The organism is Cryptosporangium aurantiacum, from assembly GCF_900143005.1.
In the GTDB taxonomy this organism is placed as follows: domain Bacteria; phylum Actinomycetota; class Actinomycetes; order Mycobacteriales; family Cryptosporangiaceae; genus Cryptosporangium; species Cryptosporangium aurantiacum.
Genome location: NZ_FRCS01000006.1, coordinates 280,934 through 296,215, shown reverse-complemented (window position 1 = coordinate 296,215; position 15,282 = coordinate 280,934). Strand labels below are relative to the sequence as shown.

14 protein-coding genes and 1 pseudogene are annotated in these 15,282 nt (G+C 69.6%); 4 read left to right on the top strand and 11 right to left on the bottom strand.

Going from position 1 to position 15,282, the window contains the following annotated elements:
- Positions 1–181 precede the first annotated feature (181 nt).
- Positions 182–874 (top strand): response regulator, encoded by a 693-nt coding sequence (locus BUB75_RS21840; protein WP_073259616.1) that lies wholly within the window; start codon positions 182–184, stop codon positions 872–874.
- A complete protein-coding gene (locus BUB75_RS21835) occupies positions 871–2,322 on the top strand; it encodes a HAMP domain-containing sensor histidine kinase (protein ID WP_073259615.1) in 1,452 nt (483 codons plus the stop codon). Before BUB75_RS21840 ends, BUB75_RS21835 begins: the two co-directional genes overlap by 4 nt.
- Before the next feature lie 99 nt (positions 2,323–2,421).
- Here BUB75_RS21835 and BUB75_RS21830 read toward each other — a convergent pair whose 3' ends face one another.
- Entirely contained in the window at positions 2,422–4,554 is a 2,133-nt protein-coding gene (locus BUB75_RS21830) for an MMPL family transporter (RefSeq protein WP_073259614.1), read from the bottom strand.
- A gap of 305 nt (positions 4,555–4,859) precedes the next feature.
- On the opposite strand from BUB75_RS21830, the gene BUB75_RS21825 reads away from it, so the two are divergent.
- Positions 4,860–6,020: a monooxygenase gene (locus BUB75_RS21825; protein ID WP_073259613.1), complete on the top strand. Its 1,161-nt coding sequence runs from the start codon at positions 4,860–4,862 to the stop codon at positions 6,018–6,020.
- A 48-nt stretch (positions 6,021–6,068) separates the two neighbouring features.
- On the opposite strand, the gene BUB75_RS21820 is transcribed toward BUB75_RS21825, so the two are convergent.
- The 4 genes and pseudogenes from BUB75_RS21820 to BUB75_RS48555 all read right to left on the bottom strand — a co-directional run.
- On the bottom strand, positions 6,069–6,734 hold the full coding sequence (locus BUB75_RS21820; protein ID WP_073259612.1) for a response regulator: 666 nt from the start codon (positions 6,732–6,734) through the stop codon (positions 6,069–6,071).
- 208 nt (positions 6,735–6,942) lie between these two features.
- Positions 6,943–7,203, bottom strand: a complete 261-nt coding sequence (locus BUB75_RS21815) for a hypothetical protein (protein ID WP_073259611.1) — start codon at positions 7,201–7,203, stop codon at positions 6,943–6,945.
- Complete coding sequence (locus tag BUB75_RS21810; RefSeq protein WP_084741573.1) at positions 7,204–7,479, bottom strand: DUF6247 family protein; 276 nt, start codon at positions 7,477–7,479, stop codon at positions 7,204–7,206. It abuts the gene before it with no gap.
- A 385-nt stretch (positions 7,480–7,864) separates the two neighbouring features.
- A pseudogene (locus BUB75_RS48555) lies at positions 7,865–7,936 on the bottom strand (recombinase family protein); the annotation flags it as partial.
- A 61-nt stretch (positions 7,937–7,997) separates the two neighbouring features.
- Here BUB75_RS48555 and BUB75_RS21805 point away from each other — a divergent pair.
- The gene (locus BUB75_RS21805) at positions 7,998–8,246 is read left to right on the top strand and encodes a hypothetical protein (protein WP_178379939.1); all 249 of its coding nucleotides are present in this window, start codon (positions 7,998–8,000) and stop codon (positions 8,244–8,246) included.
- 36 nt (positions 8,247–8,282) lie between these two features.
- Here the strand turns inward: BUB75_RS21805 and BUB75_RS21800 are convergent, their stop codons facing one another.
- From BUB75_RS21800 to BUB75_RS21775, 6 genes are all read right to left on the bottom strand, one after another.
- The gene (locus tag BUB75_RS21800) at positions 8,283–10,007 is read right to left on the bottom strand and encodes a class I adenylate-forming enzyme family protein (protein WP_178379949.1); all 1,725 of its coding nucleotides are present in this window, start codon (positions 10,005–10,007) and stop codon (positions 8,283–8,285) included.
- 105 nt (positions 10,008–10,112) lie between these two features.
- Positions 10,113–11,369, bottom strand: coding sequence for an acyl-CoA dehydrogenase family protein (locus BUB75_RS21795; RefSeq protein WP_073259608.1), 1,257 nt, complete (start codon positions 11,367–11,369; stop codon positions 10,113–10,115).
- A complete protein-coding gene (locus tag BUB75_RS21790; protein WP_073259607.1) occupies positions 11,366–12,433 on the bottom strand; it encodes an acyl-CoA dehydrogenase family protein in 1,068 nt (355 codons plus the stop codon). The genes BUB75_RS21795 and BUB75_RS21790 overlap by 4 nt, the downstream gene beginning before the upstream one ends.
- A 4-nt stretch (positions 12,434–12,437) precedes the next feature.
- The gene (locus BUB75_RS21785) at positions 12,438–13,223 is read right to left on the bottom strand and encodes an enoyl-CoA hydratase/isomerase family protein (RefSeq protein ID WP_073259606.1); all 786 of its coding nucleotides are present in this window, start codon (positions 13,221–13,223) and stop codon (positions 12,438–12,440) included.
- The gene (locus tag BUB75_RS21780; protein WP_073259605.1) at positions 13,220–14,062 is read right to left on the bottom strand and encodes an amidohydrolase family protein; all 843 of its coding nucleotides are present in this window, start codon (positions 14,060–14,062) and stop codon (positions 13,220–13,222) included. The genes BUB75_RS21785 and BUB75_RS21780 overlap by 4 nt, the downstream gene beginning before the upstream one ends.
- Positions 14,063–15,277, bottom strand: coding sequence for an amidohydrolase family protein (locus BUB75_RS21775; protein ID WP_073259604.1), 1,215 nt, complete (start codon positions 15,275–15,277; stop codon positions 14,063–14,065).
- Between the last annotated feature and the right edge of the window lie 5 nt (positions 15,278–15,282).

Here is a 15,282-nt window from a genome sequence, read left to right as displayed (position 1 = left end):
GGCGTTGCGACCGGCGGCCGTACCCGAGCGCGAGCCGTTTCATTTACTCGGCCGGAGATCGGGAGGGTGCGAGCATCGGCTGGAGTACGGCCGCGGGCACACACCGGCGACGGCTCTAACACTGGCTTCAGGTTGATCGGGGAGAGTGAGCGGCAAAGTATCGATGGAGGGGTGGGCCCGCGTGCGGATCATGATCGCGGATGACGAGGCGGCCATCCGTGAGTCGCTGGAGCGGGTGCTCCAGGTCGAGGGTTACGACACCACCACCGTCGCCAACGGTCTCGCCGTGCTCGACGGGATCGGCGGGGCCGGTGGTGACATGCTGGATCTGCTGATCCTCGACGTGAGGATGCCCCGCCTCGGCGGGTTGGAGACCTGTCGGCGGTTGCGGGCTGCGGGCCGGGATCTGCCGGTGCTGATGCTGACCGCTCGTGACCAGGTCTCGGACCGGGTCGCGGGGCTGGACGCGGGCGCTGACGACTACCTGCCCAAGCCGTTCGCCACCGAGGAGTTGCTGGCCCGGGTGCGGGCCCTGCTGCGCCGGCGCACGCCGGCCGACGAGGAGCCGCAGATCCTGTCCTTCGCCGACGTCCGGCTCGATCCCGACCGGTTCGAGGCGTCGCGGGGCGGGCGGCCGCTGCACCTGACCCGGACCGAGTTCTCCCTCCTTCAGATCCTCATGCGCAACGCGACCAGGGTCTTGACCCGCGACGCGCTGTTCGAGGCGATCTGGGGCTTCGACATGAGCGCCACCGCCAACAACCTTCAGGTGTACGTGAGCTACCTGCGCCGCAAGATGGAGGCCGAGGGCGAGCCGCGATTGATCTACACGCTGCGCGGCCTGGGATACACGTTGCGGGAGACTCCTCCGTGAGCAGGCGCGCCCGCCGGGAACCGCGCCGGCTGACCCGGTGGTGGCGCCGGCGGTCCCTGCGGACCAGGCTGACGGTGATCGCGGCGACGGCCATCGCGGTCAGCGTGTTCGTGTCTTTCCAGGTGGCCAGCGAGCTACTGGACCGGGAACTGCAGGACACCGCCGAGAATCAGCTGCGCGCCGACGCCCGCGTCCTGGCGACGAACGCGGAGCGCGCCGGTCTGGCGAAGATCCAGCTATCGCCGTACACCGGATCCGGTCGGCTGGTGCGGGTCGTCCTGCCCGACGGCTCGACCCGGACGCCGGCCGGCCAACCCGCGCTGCCCCCCGTCAGCGAGCACGCCGGGCGCGTGGCGCGGGGCGCGTCGGCCGACCTGATGGAGTCCCACGACAGCGACGACGACGGCTACCGCATCTACACGCTGCGGGCGGGCGACGGCGCGGTCCAGGTCGCCGGCGTCACCGACGACAGCCCGATCAACCAGTTCGGGTTCGGCATGCTGCTGATCGGGCTGCTCTGCGTGGTCGGCGGCGCCCTGGTCGGGCGCACCGTGGCGCGGACCGGGCTGGCACCGATCGACCGGCTGACCGCCGCCGCGGTCCGTGTCGCGCACACCCGGAGTCTCGACGCCGACATCCCGGATGAGGGCGGTGGAGAGATCCGGCGGCTGATCCAGGCGATCAACGACATGCTCGCCGCGCTCCGGGACTCCCGGCAGGCCCAGCGGCTGCTCGCCGAGGACGCCGCGCACGAGCTCAAGACCCCGCTCACCAGTCTTCGCCTCAACATCGAGCTGCTGGTCCGGCTCGACCGGCGTGGCACCCTCGACACTGCCCTCTCGGCGGAGAGCCGGACCCGGCTGCTCAACGATCTCGGTACCCAGGTGGCCGAGTTGAGCACCCTCGCCGCCGAGCTGACCGACCTGGCACGCGGTGACGTCAGCGACGAGAGCACCGAGCTGCTCGACCTCGCCGACGTGGTGGTCGCCGCCGCGACCCAGGCGCGGTCCCGCGTGCCCGACATCGAGGTCGCACTCGACGTGACCTCGGTGTGGGTGAGCGGGCGTCCCGCTGCGCTCCAGCGGGCGGTGCTCAACCTCGTCGACAACGCCGGCAAATGGTCACCCACAGACCAGCCGGTCCACGTCCGGCTCCGAGCCGAGGACGCGTCGGCGGTGCTCGAGGTCGACGACGCCGGGCCGGGCATCGACGCCACCGACGTACCCCGGGTGTTCGACCGGTTCTACCGTGCCGACAGCGCCCGGGCGTTGCCGGGATCCGGTCTCGGGCTGTCGATCGTGCAGCGCGTCGTCGACGCCCACGGTGGCCGGGCTACCGTCGGCCGCTCCGCACGCGGTGGCGCGCTGCTCCGGGTCGAACTTCCGGCCGCAACCCCACCCGCCCCGATCGCGCGGCGCACCGCGGGGGAGGACACCGCGGCCCGCTGACCCCGCCGGGCGGCGCGGCGCGGGGCCACCGGCCGGCGACGGTCGGGTCCACGACGAGATCCGGGACGGGCCTGGGCCCGTCCCGGATCTCAGCCGCGCTCACCGGTGCAGCGTGAGCTCCTGGTCGTCGGCGCGCGAGTGTCGCCCGTTCGGCGGCTCCGCCCTCGGACGGGACAGCCGGCTCGGCCACCAGATCCGCCGTCCGATCAGCAGGGTGAGGGCGGGCACCAGGACCGACCGCACCAGCAGGGCGTCGAGCAGCACGCCGAACGCGACCAGGAACCCGACCTCGATCAGCATCACCAGCGGCAGCGAGACGAGGACCGCGAACGTCGCCGCCAGGACCAGGCCGGCCGAGGTGATGACGCCACCGGTGGCGGAAAGAGCTTTGAGCATGCCCTCCTCGGTGCCGAGACGTACGGTCTCCTCCCGGGCCCGGCTGGCCAGGAAGATGTTGTAGTCGACGCCGAGCGCCACCAGGAACAGGAATGCCAGCAGCGGCACCGAATAGTCGACACCCTGGAAACCGAGGATCGAGTCGAAGACGAACACGCTGCCGCCGAAGGCTGCGGCGAACGAGATGATCACGGTGGCCATCAGGACCAGCGGGGCCACGATCGCCCGCAGCAGCAGCCCGAGGATGATCAGGACCACGGCGAGCACCAGCGGGATCACCAGCTTCTCGTCGCGGCTGGTGGTCACCTCGGTGTCGAGGTGCTCCGCACTCGGCCCGCCGACGATCGCTTCCGCCCCGTCCACCGCGTGCACGGCAGTACGGACCCGCTTGATCGTGTCGTACTCCGCGTCGGTGTCCGGCGCGTTCTTCGGGAACACCGAGATTTCGGTCCAGCCGCCGCTGGCCTGACCCGGGACGGCCATGGCCACGCCGCGAGTGCCCTTGACGACGTCGAGCACCCGCTGCTGCTGAGCCGGCCGCGCGTAGATCGTCATCGGCTGACCACCGAGCTCCGGGAAGTGCTGGCGCAGAACGGTGAAGCCGGTGACCGACTCCGGCGCGTTCAGGAACTGGTCCTGCTCCCGCAGGGCGCCGGTGTTGCCCGACAGCCCGAGGACGAGCACGCCGAGGATTCCGAGCGAGCCGAGCGTCGCCACCCACCGGCGGCGGTTGATGGCGGTGCCGAGCCGTCCCCACAGCCCCGGCTTCTCCACCACGGAGGCGCTGAACCGCGGGATGGCCGGCCAGAAGATCCGCCGGCCGAGCACCACGAGCACCGCCGGGAACAGCGTCAGCATGGCCACCAGCGCGCACAGGATGCCGGCTGCACCGATCGGGCCTAACCCGCTGGTGCTGTTCAGGTCCGCGGCGAGCAGGCAGAGCAGGCCGGCGACCACGGTGGCCGCGGACGCGACGATGGCCGGCGCCGCCCCGCGTAGCGCGTGAACCATCGCGACCCGGACGTTCTCGTGGTGGTGCAGAGTCTCCCGATATCGAGCGATGAGCAACAGCGCGTAGTCCGTGCCGACGCCGAACACCAGGATCGTCAGCAGTGCGGAGTTCTGGTCGTTGACCACGATGCCGAAGCCCTTGACGAGCAGGTAGACGGTCGCCATCGCGGTCACTGCGGCCGCGCCCACAGCCACCAGCGGGACGAACCACAACACCGGGCTGCGGTAGGTGAGGATGAGCAGGAGCGTGACGACGATGACGGTGGTGAGCAGGACCTGCAGGTCGATACCGTCGAAGACTTCGTCCATGTCGCCGTCGATCGCGGCCGGGCCGGTCACCTCGAGTTTCAGGCCCGCGGGGCGGTCCTTCGCGGCGTCGCGCAACGGGCCGACGAGGGCCTCCGGTGCGCCGTAGGTCGTGCTCACGTCGAGGGTGAACACCATCGCCTTGCCGTCGGTGGAGAGCCTCGTCGGTGGGCCGTCGTCTTCCTCGCCGGCCGTCGCCGTCTTCGGCGGGTACCGCTTGGCCAGGGTGTCGTAGTGGCGCTCGACCGTCGCGCGGTCGGCGTCGGTCAAGCCGCCGGCGCGGTGGTACACGAAGGCGAACGTGTTGTCCTCACCGCCGGGGAGACTGTCCTCCAGCACCGCCACCTTGGTGGACTCGGCGCTGGCCGGCAGGGTGTCCACGGCCTTGTCGGTGGTGACCGAGCTCAACTTCCCGCTGAACGGCACCATCACCACCGCCAGCGCCACCCACAAGCCGATCACCAGCCACGGCACCCACCGGCCGGCCAACCGACCGGGCGGCGCTACGTTGACTGACATCAATAGCCTCCTGACGAGTTTCAGCGCTTGTCCGAGGCCATTTCGTACCGAGCGAATCTGGGACGACCGTTAAAACCGCCGCTCAGCCCGGTTGGCAAGACCCAGCCGACACAGCCGCCGTGCCGGACGAGCACCGCGGCACGGCTCTCGTGCGGGTGTCGAGCGGCGCTCCGGGCGTGGTACCGCGGTACCACCGCCTTCCCGAGGATGACGACCGCGGTACGACGAAACAGGACGGAATCGGTCCTAGCGTTCGGGCCATGAGGAAACCTGACAGTCCACGGTGGAGGCTCGGGGCGGTCACCATGACGCTGGTGGCGGCATTCGCTGCCGTCGCCGCGTGCGGGTCGGACGCCGACAACGGTGCGTCGCCCCCGGCGGCCGGCCCGCACAGCACGCACACGGGCGTGTCGTCGGCTCCACCGCAGCCGCTGCGCGCCGGCGAGCGGTTCCTGGACCTGACGATGGCCGAGGCCTACACGCCCACGCCGCCGGAGGGCGGCACGGACGAGTACCGGTGCCAGATGATCGATCCGGGCCTGACCAAGGCGGCATTCCTGACCGGGACCCAATTCGCACCGGAGAACGTCGCCATCGCGCACCACGCCATCGTGTACGCGGTGCCGCCGGCCGGTGCTGCCGCGGTGCGCGAGCAGGACGCGAAGACCCCTGGTCTCGGCTGGCAGTGTTTCGGCGGGACCGGTGTGGCCGGCGCCGAGGTCGAAGAGGGAGATGCGGCGTGGGTGGACACTTGGGCGCCGGGCGCCACGGAGACGCTGCTCGACCAGGACGCCGGCTACAAGCTGGAGCCGGGCAGCCTGCTCGTCCTCCAGATCCACTACAACCTGCTCGCGACCGACGGCAAGCCGGTCGGGTCGGACCGCTCCGCGGTGCGGCTGCGGCTGACGGACGGCACGCCGCAGACCCGGGAACTCGAAACCTGGTCGGTCGACGCGCCGACCGACCTGCCCTGCGCCGCCGACGAGTCGGGTCCGCTCTGTGATCGGGCGGCCTCGATCGCCGACGTGACGAAGCGGTTCGGGCCGGACGTCGGCGAAATGGCGGACCGTCAGGTGGAGGAGTGCAGCGGGGGCACGCCGAAGCCCGGTAACACCCAGACCTGCGACCACCCGGTGGAGGAGCCGATGACGCTGTTCGCCGGTTTCGGCCACATGCACATGCTCGGGCGGGCCTTGAAGGTCGAACTCAACCCAGGCACCCCGAAGGCCAAGGTCGTGCTGGACGTGCCGCAGTTCGACTTCGACAACCAGCGGCTGATGACGCTGCCGTCGCCGGTGGAGGTCGGTCCGGGGGACACGCTGCGGGTCACGTGTACGCACGACGCAGGGCTGCGCAAACAGCTGCCGCAGCTGAAGAAGCTGCCGCCGCGCTACGTGGTCTGGGGCGACGGCACCAGCGACGAGATGTGCACGGGCATCATGACGGTCTCCCCCCGCAAGTCCTGAGGAAGCGGAACTACGGTCGCGCCTTCGACGGACGCGGGAGATGCAATGCTAAACCGGCCGGGTGAGTCTCAGGTTGTAGGCGAGGATGACGGCCTGGATCCGGTCCCGTGCGCCGATCTTGGCGAGGACCCGCCCGACGTGGGTCTTCACCGTCGACTCCGACAGCGTGAACCGTTGCGCGATCTCGCCGTTGGTGAGGCCGTGGCCGATGGCGACGAGGACCTCGCGCTCACGGTCGGTGAGGAAGTCCAGCCGGGGATCCTCCCGCACGGGCCCGCAGAGGTCATCCTCGAGCTGGTCGGCGAACGCGTCGAGCAGCCGCCGAGTCAGCGCCGGCGCGATCACCGCGTCCCCGGCGGCGACGGCCCGGATCCCGGCGAGCAGTTCCTCCGGGCGGATGTCCTTGAGCAGGAAACCGCTCGCCCCGGCCCGCAGCGCGGCGAACGCGTACCGATCCGAGTCGAACGTGGTCAGCACCAGCACCCGCGAACGCCCACCGGTGGCGACGATGCGCCGGGTGGCTTCGATCCCGTCGACGCCCGGCATGCGGATGTCCATCAGCACCACGTCGGGACGCAGTTCGGTGATCCGCCGAACGGCCTCGGCGCCGTTCTCGGCCTCGCCGACGATCTCGGTGTCGGGGGTGTGCTCCAGCAGCATGCGGAAGCCGAAGCGCTGCAGCGGCTGGGCGTCCGCCACGAGCACAGAGATCATGAATGGCTGCCTTTCAGGGGCGCGGCCGTCCGGTACGGGCCGGCGCTGACCGTGCCGCTGTGAAGCGCGGCGCGTTCGGCGATGCCGAGACGCGTCGCCCGGCGATGCCTAACTTCATACTGAGCGATCCTGAGACGACTGTTAAAACGTACGCGGGTCGTGCGGGGAGACCGAGATCCGTGCCAGGGATCCGGTGATCGGCCCGCTATCACGCCGCTCTGAGTGCCTGGTATGTGGCGAAGTCGGCGGCGCGGCGCAGGTCGCTGGCTCCCGTCGGCACATCGCCGGGCGGCCCCCGCACCGGCTCCGGATCGCCCCGGTCGCGGCGGCCACGGTGGGGTGGGCGCGCGACCGGATCGGCGGGACGCTGGGGGAGCAGCGCCATGAGTTCCGCGTAAGACGGCAGTGCGGAAGCTGGCAAGGCGGCGATCTGCTCCACGACCTCGGTGTCGGTTTCGACGGCGTACACCTACCGGCCGAGCCTCGCGCGGGTCACCGGCCACGGCTCAGTCGCCACTGTCTCACCGGCTGACAGTTGCTCGGCGCGTTCGAGCATCCGTCGATGGGCGCGTTCGTCGCGGGAGGACCACGCGACCCGCTGCCAGCGGCGAAGTAGCGCCAGGACGCCGGTGAGCTCCAGGGTCTCGACTGCCTCGTTCATCGCCTGGCGGTACTCCCGGTCGAAGTCACCGGCTTCCTCTGGAAGCAACGCGGCCCGGATCGGGTTCGGGCTGGCGGCGGGCATTCCCGGCTCGTCAGGTGCTGGAGCTGGTGCGGGCATGCGCCACGATAAACCACGACAGGCGGCTGCCGACTCGATCGCTGTCGACGCCACGACGGTTCCAGAGCGTCCGGCTGGCAGGAGCTGACGGCGTGGGATCCGACGATATTCATCACCGGCACCGTCTATTGAATTGCGAGTGCTCTCCGGTAGCCAGAAGGGGAGTGGCCACGGCTTGGGAATCGGTATATCAACCGTATGTATACCTGCTTAATGCGGGAATGCACTGCTTCTGCTGACCGGCCCGGGTGCGTGAGGTGAGGACAGAAGGTCCATTCTCCGCCGGATTCCGGCGACGCTCGCCCAGCTCGCCTGCGGCGGGGTCAGGGCGGTGGCGGCCTTGCCGGTGTCAGACCTGCCGTCCGGTGTACCGGGGGTTGGCCAGGATGCTCGCGACGGTCTGCACCGTCCAGGGGCCGCCGTCGCGGTGAGGATTGCGGTCGGTTCCGGATCAGTTCGGCAGCCGGACGGCGATGATCCGGATGTTGATCACCCTGAGCCCCCAGGCGCTGCGCCGCACGTCGAAATTCTTGCGGCCCTACATCCAAGCCGCACGGGAACGAGACGAGGTCCGGACGGCCCTCGACGTCGATGACGCCAGCGAATGGCTGGCCCGGATGCTCTTGTCGTTCACGGTTTTCCAGACCTCGATCGCGTACGAGGCGGACGATCCCGAGTCGGTGAGCTCGTTCGTGCGGCGGTACGCCATCGATGGCCTGACCGGGGCGTGAGTCCGGCGGCGACCCGTCGCCGGGCCGCCGCCGTGGTCAGCTGTCGATCGTCGTGTCCGTGACCTGATCCCGTAGGACGCTTTTGACGAGTTTCCCGCTCGCGGTCCGTGGCAGTGGCTCCGACGTGAGGTGCCATTGCGTCGGCACCTTGTAGTGGGCCAGGCCGCTGCGGCACCACTCGGTCAGCTCTGCGGTACCCACAGAGCTCGCCGGCTCGGTGACCACGACGGCGCACACCGCGTCGCCGGTGACGTCGTCGTCGACCGCGAAGACGGCGGCTTCCAGCACGTCCGGATGCTCGTCCAACCGGTACTCGACCTCGGTGGGGGACACGTTCTCGGCACTGACGAGGATCATGTCCCTGGCGCGGGAGTCGATGTAGAGCAGACCGCTCCGGAGGCGCGCCATGTCGCCCATCGCCAGCCAGCCTCCGGGCTTGAGCACTGCGGCGGAGGCAGCCGGGTCGTTCCAGTAGCCGAGCATCAGGTACGGGCTGCGGACGTGGACCTCGCCGAGCTCACCCTCCGGTACGGGTGCGCCGAGGGGATCCCTCAGCTCGACCGTTGTGGTGGGGAAGACCCGGCCGGTCGAGGTGGGATGAGCGGCGTACTCCGGCCCATTGATGCTCGCGACCGTGGCGCCGGCCTCGGTGCTGGTGTACCCCATGCCCAGTGCGTGGGACGCACTGGGGAACGCGTCCCGCAGGCTGCGTTGCACCGCCGGGCTGACCGGGGCGCCGCCGACTCCGAGTACGCGGACGCTGCTGGTGTCGGAGCGTCCGAGAGCGGGAGACGCGCACAGGCGCGGGGCGGCGCTGCCGAGCGCCATCCACATGGTCACCCGCTCCTGCTCGATCACGCGGAGGACGCGTTCCGGGTCGAAGCGGCCGGGGACGAGGACCATCTCGGATCCCTTGGCCAGCGCGGGGAAGACCGCGCCGTACAACATCGAGACGTGGAACAGCGGGGATGTCACCAAGACGACGTCGTCGCTCGCGGGAACCGGGTCGTCGGCGGCCGGCACCGGCTGCCCGAAGAACGCGACCCGGGCCGCGGTCTCGGCGAGGCCGACCAGCTGGAGGTGTCCGGACACCGCCCGGTGGGGCACGGTGACCGCTTTCGCCCGGCCGGTCGTGCCGCTGGTGAAGATCAACATCGCCGGGTCGTCTTCGCTGACCGGCGTCGGCGCGGGACTGAGCCGGCGGTGCCGATCCAGCACGGCCGGGAGGTCCTCGTCCATTCGGAGCATGGGGAGCGCCAGCCCTGACTCGGCGGCGCGTTGGAGACGAGGTCCGTCGCCGATCATTAGGACCGGCTCCACCAGGTGGGCGGCCGCGGTGAACTCGTCGACCGTCCACCATCCGTTGAAGGCGGTCGGAAGTGCGCCCGCGACGGTGATCGCCCAGAAGGAGACGATCCACTCCCAGCGGTTGGCGGCGTAGAGCGCGACTCGGTCTCCGGGCCGTACGCGGAACTCGGTCTGCAGGGCGGCAGCGAGCGCGTCGACCAGCTCCGCGTGCGTCCGGAAGTCGAGTCGTACGTCGCCATCGACGAGGTACGTGCGGGTGTCGTGGCGTCGCGAGGTCTGGAATAGGTCGCGCAGCGAGGGAATGCGATGGCGGAACACCGGCATCGGGTTCCCTCGGACGTCCTCTTCCATGATCTCGAACGGGGCACCGGGCGCGGTGAGCGTCTGACGGGCCTGCCGTAGCAGGGTGGTAACCGTTTCGTCGGCTGTGGGTTTCGATTCGTTCAGGGGCATGGGTCCGGTACCTCGCTGACTGCACGACGACATTGGGGAGCGACAGCACGTCGAAGGAGCCGCTGCCGGCTGCGGAGGGCGGCCGGCAGCGGCGGGGGGTTCGGGTCAGCCGACCCGGCCGGACCAGTTCTGGGCGTCCCGGAGGACGTCGCGGAATGGCTTGCGGGAGTCGAACGACGGCTCGCGGGGCAGTCCGAGCACGCGTTCGCCGATCGAGTTGCGTTGCATCTCGCAGGTTCCGCCCGCGATCGCCATGAACCTGCCGTTCAGCAGCCCAGTGGCGGCATCGGCGGCGGGTGAGTCGGTGCTGTCCCAGACGACTGCGTGGTCGGTGGCGATCTCCATCGCGAACGCGGCCCGGCGCGGATCGAAGACGCCGGACATGAGCTTGCCGTACGAGGCGATGTTGGCGCCCCGGGCGGGATCTGTTGCCATGAGCGCGCCCACCCGGCGCGCCATGGCCGCGCGAACCAGGTCGTCGACGTGAGCCTTGGCGAGGAGATCGCGAGCGTGTGGATCGCCGAGACGGCCGGCTGCCGTGGCGAGGTCCACCAGGTCGGGCGCGATCACGCTGGGCTTCGCGGGCGGCGTCGCGGACCCACCGCCGCCGCCGCGCTCGAAGAACAGCATCGTTTGCGTGACGGTCCAGCCGTCGTCGACCTGCCCGACGACGTCGTCATCGGTCAGTTCGACGTCGTCGAAGAACTCTTGGCAGAACTCGGCGTCGCCGTTGATCTGCTTGATCCGCTGGACGGTGACACCGTTGGCGTTCGTGGGTACTGCGAACCAGGTCAGGCCGCGGTGTTTCGGTGCGTCCCAGTTGGTACGGGCCAGGCAGAGGCCGTAGTCGGCGTGGTAGGCGCCGCTGCTCCAGATCTTCGAGCCGTTGAGGATCCAGCGCTCCCCGTCCTTCACCGCTTGAGTGCGCACGCCGGCGAGATCGGAACCGGCTTCTGGGTCGGAGAAGAACTGCGCGATGAGTTCGTCGCCGGCCAGCACCCGGGGAATGTGACGCTCGAGGAATTCCGGTGATCCGTGGGCGAGCATGGTCGTCGCGCAGACGCCGAACGTGGTGCCGCCGATGACGCCGAAATCGGGGCGAGCGTAGCCCTTGGCTTCTTCGTCGAAGGCGCGCTGGTACTCCGGCCCCAGCCCTTGCCCGCCGTACTCCGTCGGCCAGGTGATGCCGGCGTAGCCGGCTTCCCACAGGCGCCGCTGCAGGGCGCGCTGCTGCGCGATGTACGCGTCGGTGCGGTGATCACTTCCGAACATCGGGTTACGGCCGCTGGGCGCGCGGCGTTCCAGGTTGGCGGCGATCCACTCCCGGGCTCGTGCCCGGTAGGCATCCAGGTCCTCGCTCATAGGTTCCCCAGCTTCAGCAGTTGTTCGCGGTGCCAGGACGGTGAGCCGAACGCGACCCGCTCGGCGGCGAGCCGACGCAGGTAGAGATGCTGATCGTGCTCCCAGGTGTAGCCGATCCCGCCGAAGACCTGGAAGCAGTTCTGCGTCAGCTCGGCGCTACGTTCGCCGACGAACGACTTCGCGGCGTGGGCCAAGGGGCCCTCGCCTGCCTCCGCCGCGGCCACCACGATCGCCTTCGACATCTCGAGCCACAGGCTGGTATCGGCTAGCAGATGCTTTATCGCCTGGAACGACCCGATGGGCCGTCCGAACGCGATGCGCGACTTCGCGTACTCCAGGGCGAGCGCGAAATTCGCGTGCATCGCGCCGACGGCTTCGGCAGCCGAGAGCACAGCGGCAATTTGCTCCTGCCGCGCGACAGCCCGTGCGGTCTCCGGACCGGGACCGCCGATGACCGGGTCCGCGGCCGGTATCACTCCGTCGAACTCGACGCGGAACCAGCGACGCGTCAGATCCAGACCGTGGAGGGGGTGGACCGTCATCCCGGGCGCGTCGGTCGGTACGAGCAGCTGAGTGGGCCCCTCCGGTGATCGGGCAGTGACCAGCAGCCAGGCGCAGTCATCGATCTCGGCCGCCGCCCCGACGACGCCGTGCAGCGCCTGCCCCCGTAGTTCGACGCCGCCGGGAATCCACGTCGCCCACGCATTGCCCTGCAGGAGGTCCGCGAGCCGCGGGTCACCGCCCGCGGTGGACAGTGCGTGGACGACCACGCTGTGTCCCACGTACGGCCCCGGCTGGAGGACCGCACCGCGTTCCGCGGCGATCATCGCGGCGTCGACCAGACCGTTGTCCGACGCGCTGCCGCCGCCGTGCGCTTCGTCGGCGAGCAGGCCGAACCAGCCGAGCCCGGCCGCCCCTTTCCGGTATCCGCTGTCGACGCCCTCCCGGCCGTCGACCCGCTCCCGGACCCTGCTGAGCGGAAACTCGTTCTGGATGAACCGGACGGTGGCGTCGAGCACCATCGTCTGCTCCTCGGTGGGAGCCGGGATCAGATCGACGGTCATGGCCTCACGCACCGGTGAAGTTCGGGTCGCGACGTTCCAGGAAGGCCTGGATGCCTTCCTTCATGTCGTCGGTGGTGTACGCGATGTGCTGGGCCCGCGCCTCGTTCTCGAGGGCCTGCTCGAAGCTCCCTTCGGCATCCAGCAGGCGTTTGATCAGGCTCAGCGCGGTGGTCGGCCCGGCCGCGAGCCGTCGGCCCCAGTCCTGTGCGGTCTTCGCCAGATCGTCGGCCGGAACGACGTTGTTGACCAATCCCCACTGCTCCGCCTGCCGGGCGTCGAGGAAGTCCCCGAAGAACGCCAATTGCTTCGCGCGCCGCAGGCCGATCTGGCGGGGGAGCGTCCACGACGTTCCGCCGTCGAGCGCGAGCCCGCGTTTGACGAAGACCTCGGCGAAGCGGGCCCGGTCGGACGCGACGATCAGGTCGCAGGCCAGCGCGAGGCCCAGGGCCACCCCAACCGCGACGCCGTCCACCGCGGCGATCGTCGGCTTCGGCAGACGCTGCAGGCGATGGATGATCTCGCCGGCGGCGCGCATCTCGTGCACGATCGCCTGGAGCGGGCGGCCGGTCAGCCCGGTGCCGCTCGGGCTGCCGCCCAGGTCCGCGCCGGCCGAGAAGTTCCCGCCGGAGCCGGTGAGGAGCAGCGCGCGGTCGGCCGGCTCGTACTGGACCTCGGTCAGGACGTCGTCGAGGGCGTTCCAGATCTCGGCGTTGATCGCGTTCTTCTTCTGCGGCCGGTTGAACGTGACCGTGACCAGCCCGTCGGAACGTTCGACCATGAGTTCGCTCATGCGCTGCCCCCTACCTTCTGGAAGAAGAACGCCTCGGCGTTGCCGTAGAGGTAGTTGTCCATGACCTCAGGCGGTAGGTAGAGCTTCGTCGCCTCGCCGACGGTCCGGGTGATCGAAAGCACCGGTGCGTCCGACGCGAAGATGACCTTGGTCTTGCCGCGGGTCCGCATGAAGTGCAGCAGGCTTTCGGGCAGGTACTTGGGTGCCCAGGCCGACGTCATCAGACGGAGGTTGGGGTACTTGCCGAGCAGCCGGATCGCGGTGTCCCACCAGGGGTCGGCGCCGTGGATCATGCAGAGCTTCAGTTCCGGGAAGCGGACGCAGACGCGGTCGAGGTAGATCGGGTTCTGCGCCTCGCCGGGGATCGGCGGGCCCGGGAGCCCGGTGTTCATGCAGAGCGGCAGTTCCAGCTCGGCACACTTCGTGTAGAGCGGGAAGTACACGGCGTCTTCAGGGTTGTACCGGCCGTCGCCCCAGAACGCCGGTCCGACGTTGGCCGAGGTCACCGGGTAGTCGGCGACCATCGACTGCAGCGTGCGCAGCGTCGGCATCGGTTTGAGCAGGTCCAGACCGCCCAGCGCGAGCGAGAACCGGTCCGGGCGGGCTTCGACGAACTTGTACGGCGACCCACCCGGCTTGCGGACGTCGGCGGTGAGCACCGCCCGCTCCACGCCGTTGGCGTCCATCTCGTCGAGGACGGACGCCATGTCCCAGGGGTCGAAAATGGAGTCGGCTCGCTTGAAGTACTCGTTCTTCACGCGGTGCATGTACTCGGCCTGCTGCTCATCACCGAAGTGGACGTTGATGAGGCAGTCGTGGACCCGGCGAGCGTCGGGCATTCAGTACTCCAGGCCGAGCAGGTCGAGGACGTTGGTGCGCATGATCTGGTCCTTCTCCGCCTCGTCGAAGGCGTGGAGTTCCTTGAGGAAGTCGGTCGGGGTCTCGAGCCCCTCGCCGTGCGGCCAGTCCGAGCCGAACAGCACCCTGTCGACGCCGATGACGTCGGCGAGCTTGCGGATGTCCTCCTCGTAGTACGGAGTCACCCAGAGGTGTTTGCGGATCGTGTCGGCGGGGTCCTCGTGGAACATGTGCGGGCTCTGGTTGGCCTGCTTGCGCAGCCGCTTGATCAGCAGGTGGATGAAGTCCGAGCCGTTCTCGATGCTGGCGATCTTCAGCGTCGGGTGCCGGTGCAGGACACCGCCGATGATGACGCTGGCGATCGTGTCGTGGATGGCCCGGTCGGAGACGAGGACGCTGGCTAGGGGGCTGGGGTTCCTGAACGGCACGAACCGTTCGGGGCCGCCCCAGGCGGCGGCGAACGTGTTGTAGCCGCTGTCGCTGAGGTGGAAGGCGACCGCGATGCCGGCCTCGGCCAGCTTCGCCCACACCTTGTCGTACTCCGGCGCGCCGAACGGCTTCGAGCGGCCGTACCCGGCCGGAATCGGGGCCGGGCGGACGTAGACGACGCGTGCACGCCGCTCGATGATCCAATCGAGCTCCTTGACCGCCGCGTCGGGGTCGGCGAACGAGAGCATCGGGGCGGAGAAGATCCGGCCCTGGTAGGCGAAACCCCAGTCCTCGTCGAGCCAGCGGTTGAATGCACTGGCGCTGGCCATCAGTGCGGGGATGTCCTTCTTCAGCGCCTCTTCGACCCCGCAGGCGAGTGTCGGCAGCATGAGGATGCCGGACAACCCCTGCTCCTCGATCATCCTGAGCCGTACGTCGTGGTCGCGGTAGGCCGGGTTCAGCGGCTCGACCTTCATCAGGTCGCGAGGGCTCACACCTTCCGGGATCTGGCCGCGGAAGAGCAGGTCCTGGCAGCCGGGAACGATGACGGGGTCGAACGTCGGGTTCGGGACGAACTCGAACAGCTCGCTACCGGCCAGCAACTCGGTGCGCTTGCCGCGCTGGATCACGCGGATCCCGCGATCCTTGTACTTCGGGTCGAGGTGCCGGGTGAACGCGTCCAGCGTCTCGTAGTAGTGGTTGTCGCTGTCGAACGGGCGGTCATAAACCACTGTGCTGGTCGTCTGCTCCGAAGCCGTCAACGTCATGGGAA

Coding starts and splice junctions, on each gene's coding strand:
- BUB75_RS21830 (WP_073259614.1), bottom strand. CDS start 4,554: ATGTCAGTCAACGTAGCGCCGCCCGGTCGGTTGGCCGGCCGGTGGGTG.
- BUB75_RS21825 (WP_073259613.1), top strand. CDS start 4,860: ATGACGCTGGTGGCGGCATTCGCTGCCGTCGCCGCGTGCGGGTCGGAC.
- BUB75_RS21795 (WP_073259608.1), bottom strand. CDS start 11,369: ATGAGCGAGGACCTGGATGCCTACCGGGCACGAGCCCGGGAGTGGATC.
- BUB75_RS21790 (WP_073259607.1), bottom strand. CDS start 12,433: ATGACCGTCGATCTGATCCCGGCTCCCACCGAGGAGCAGACGATGGTG.
- BUB75_RS21775 (WP_073259604.1), bottom strand. CDS start 15,277: ATGACGTTGACGGCTTCGGAGCAGACGACCAGCACAGTGGTTTATGAC.
- BUB75_RS21780 (WP_073259605.1), bottom strand. CDS start 14,062: ATGCCCGACGCTCGCCGGGTCCACGACTGCCTCATCAACGTCCACTTC.
- BUB75_RS21810 (WP_084741573.1), bottom strand. CDS start 7,479: ATGCCCGCCGCCAGCCCGAACCCGATCCGGGCCGCGTTGCTTCCAGAG.
- BUB75_RS21805 (WP_178379939.1), top strand. CDS start 7,998: ATGTTGATCACCCTGAGCCCCCAGGCGCTGCGCCGCACGTCGAAATTC.
- BUB75_RS21785 (WP_073259606.1), bottom strand. CDS start 13,223: ATGAGCGAACTCATGGTCGAACGTTCCGACGGGCTGGTCACGGTCACG.
- BUB75_RS21820 (WP_073259612.1), bottom strand. CDS start 6,734: ATGATCTCTGTGCTCGTGGCGGACGCCCAGCCGCTGCAGCGCTTCGGC.
- BUB75_RS21800 (WP_178379949.1), bottom strand. CDS start 10,007: ATGCCCCTGAACGAATCGAAACCCACAGCCGACGAAACGGTTACCACC.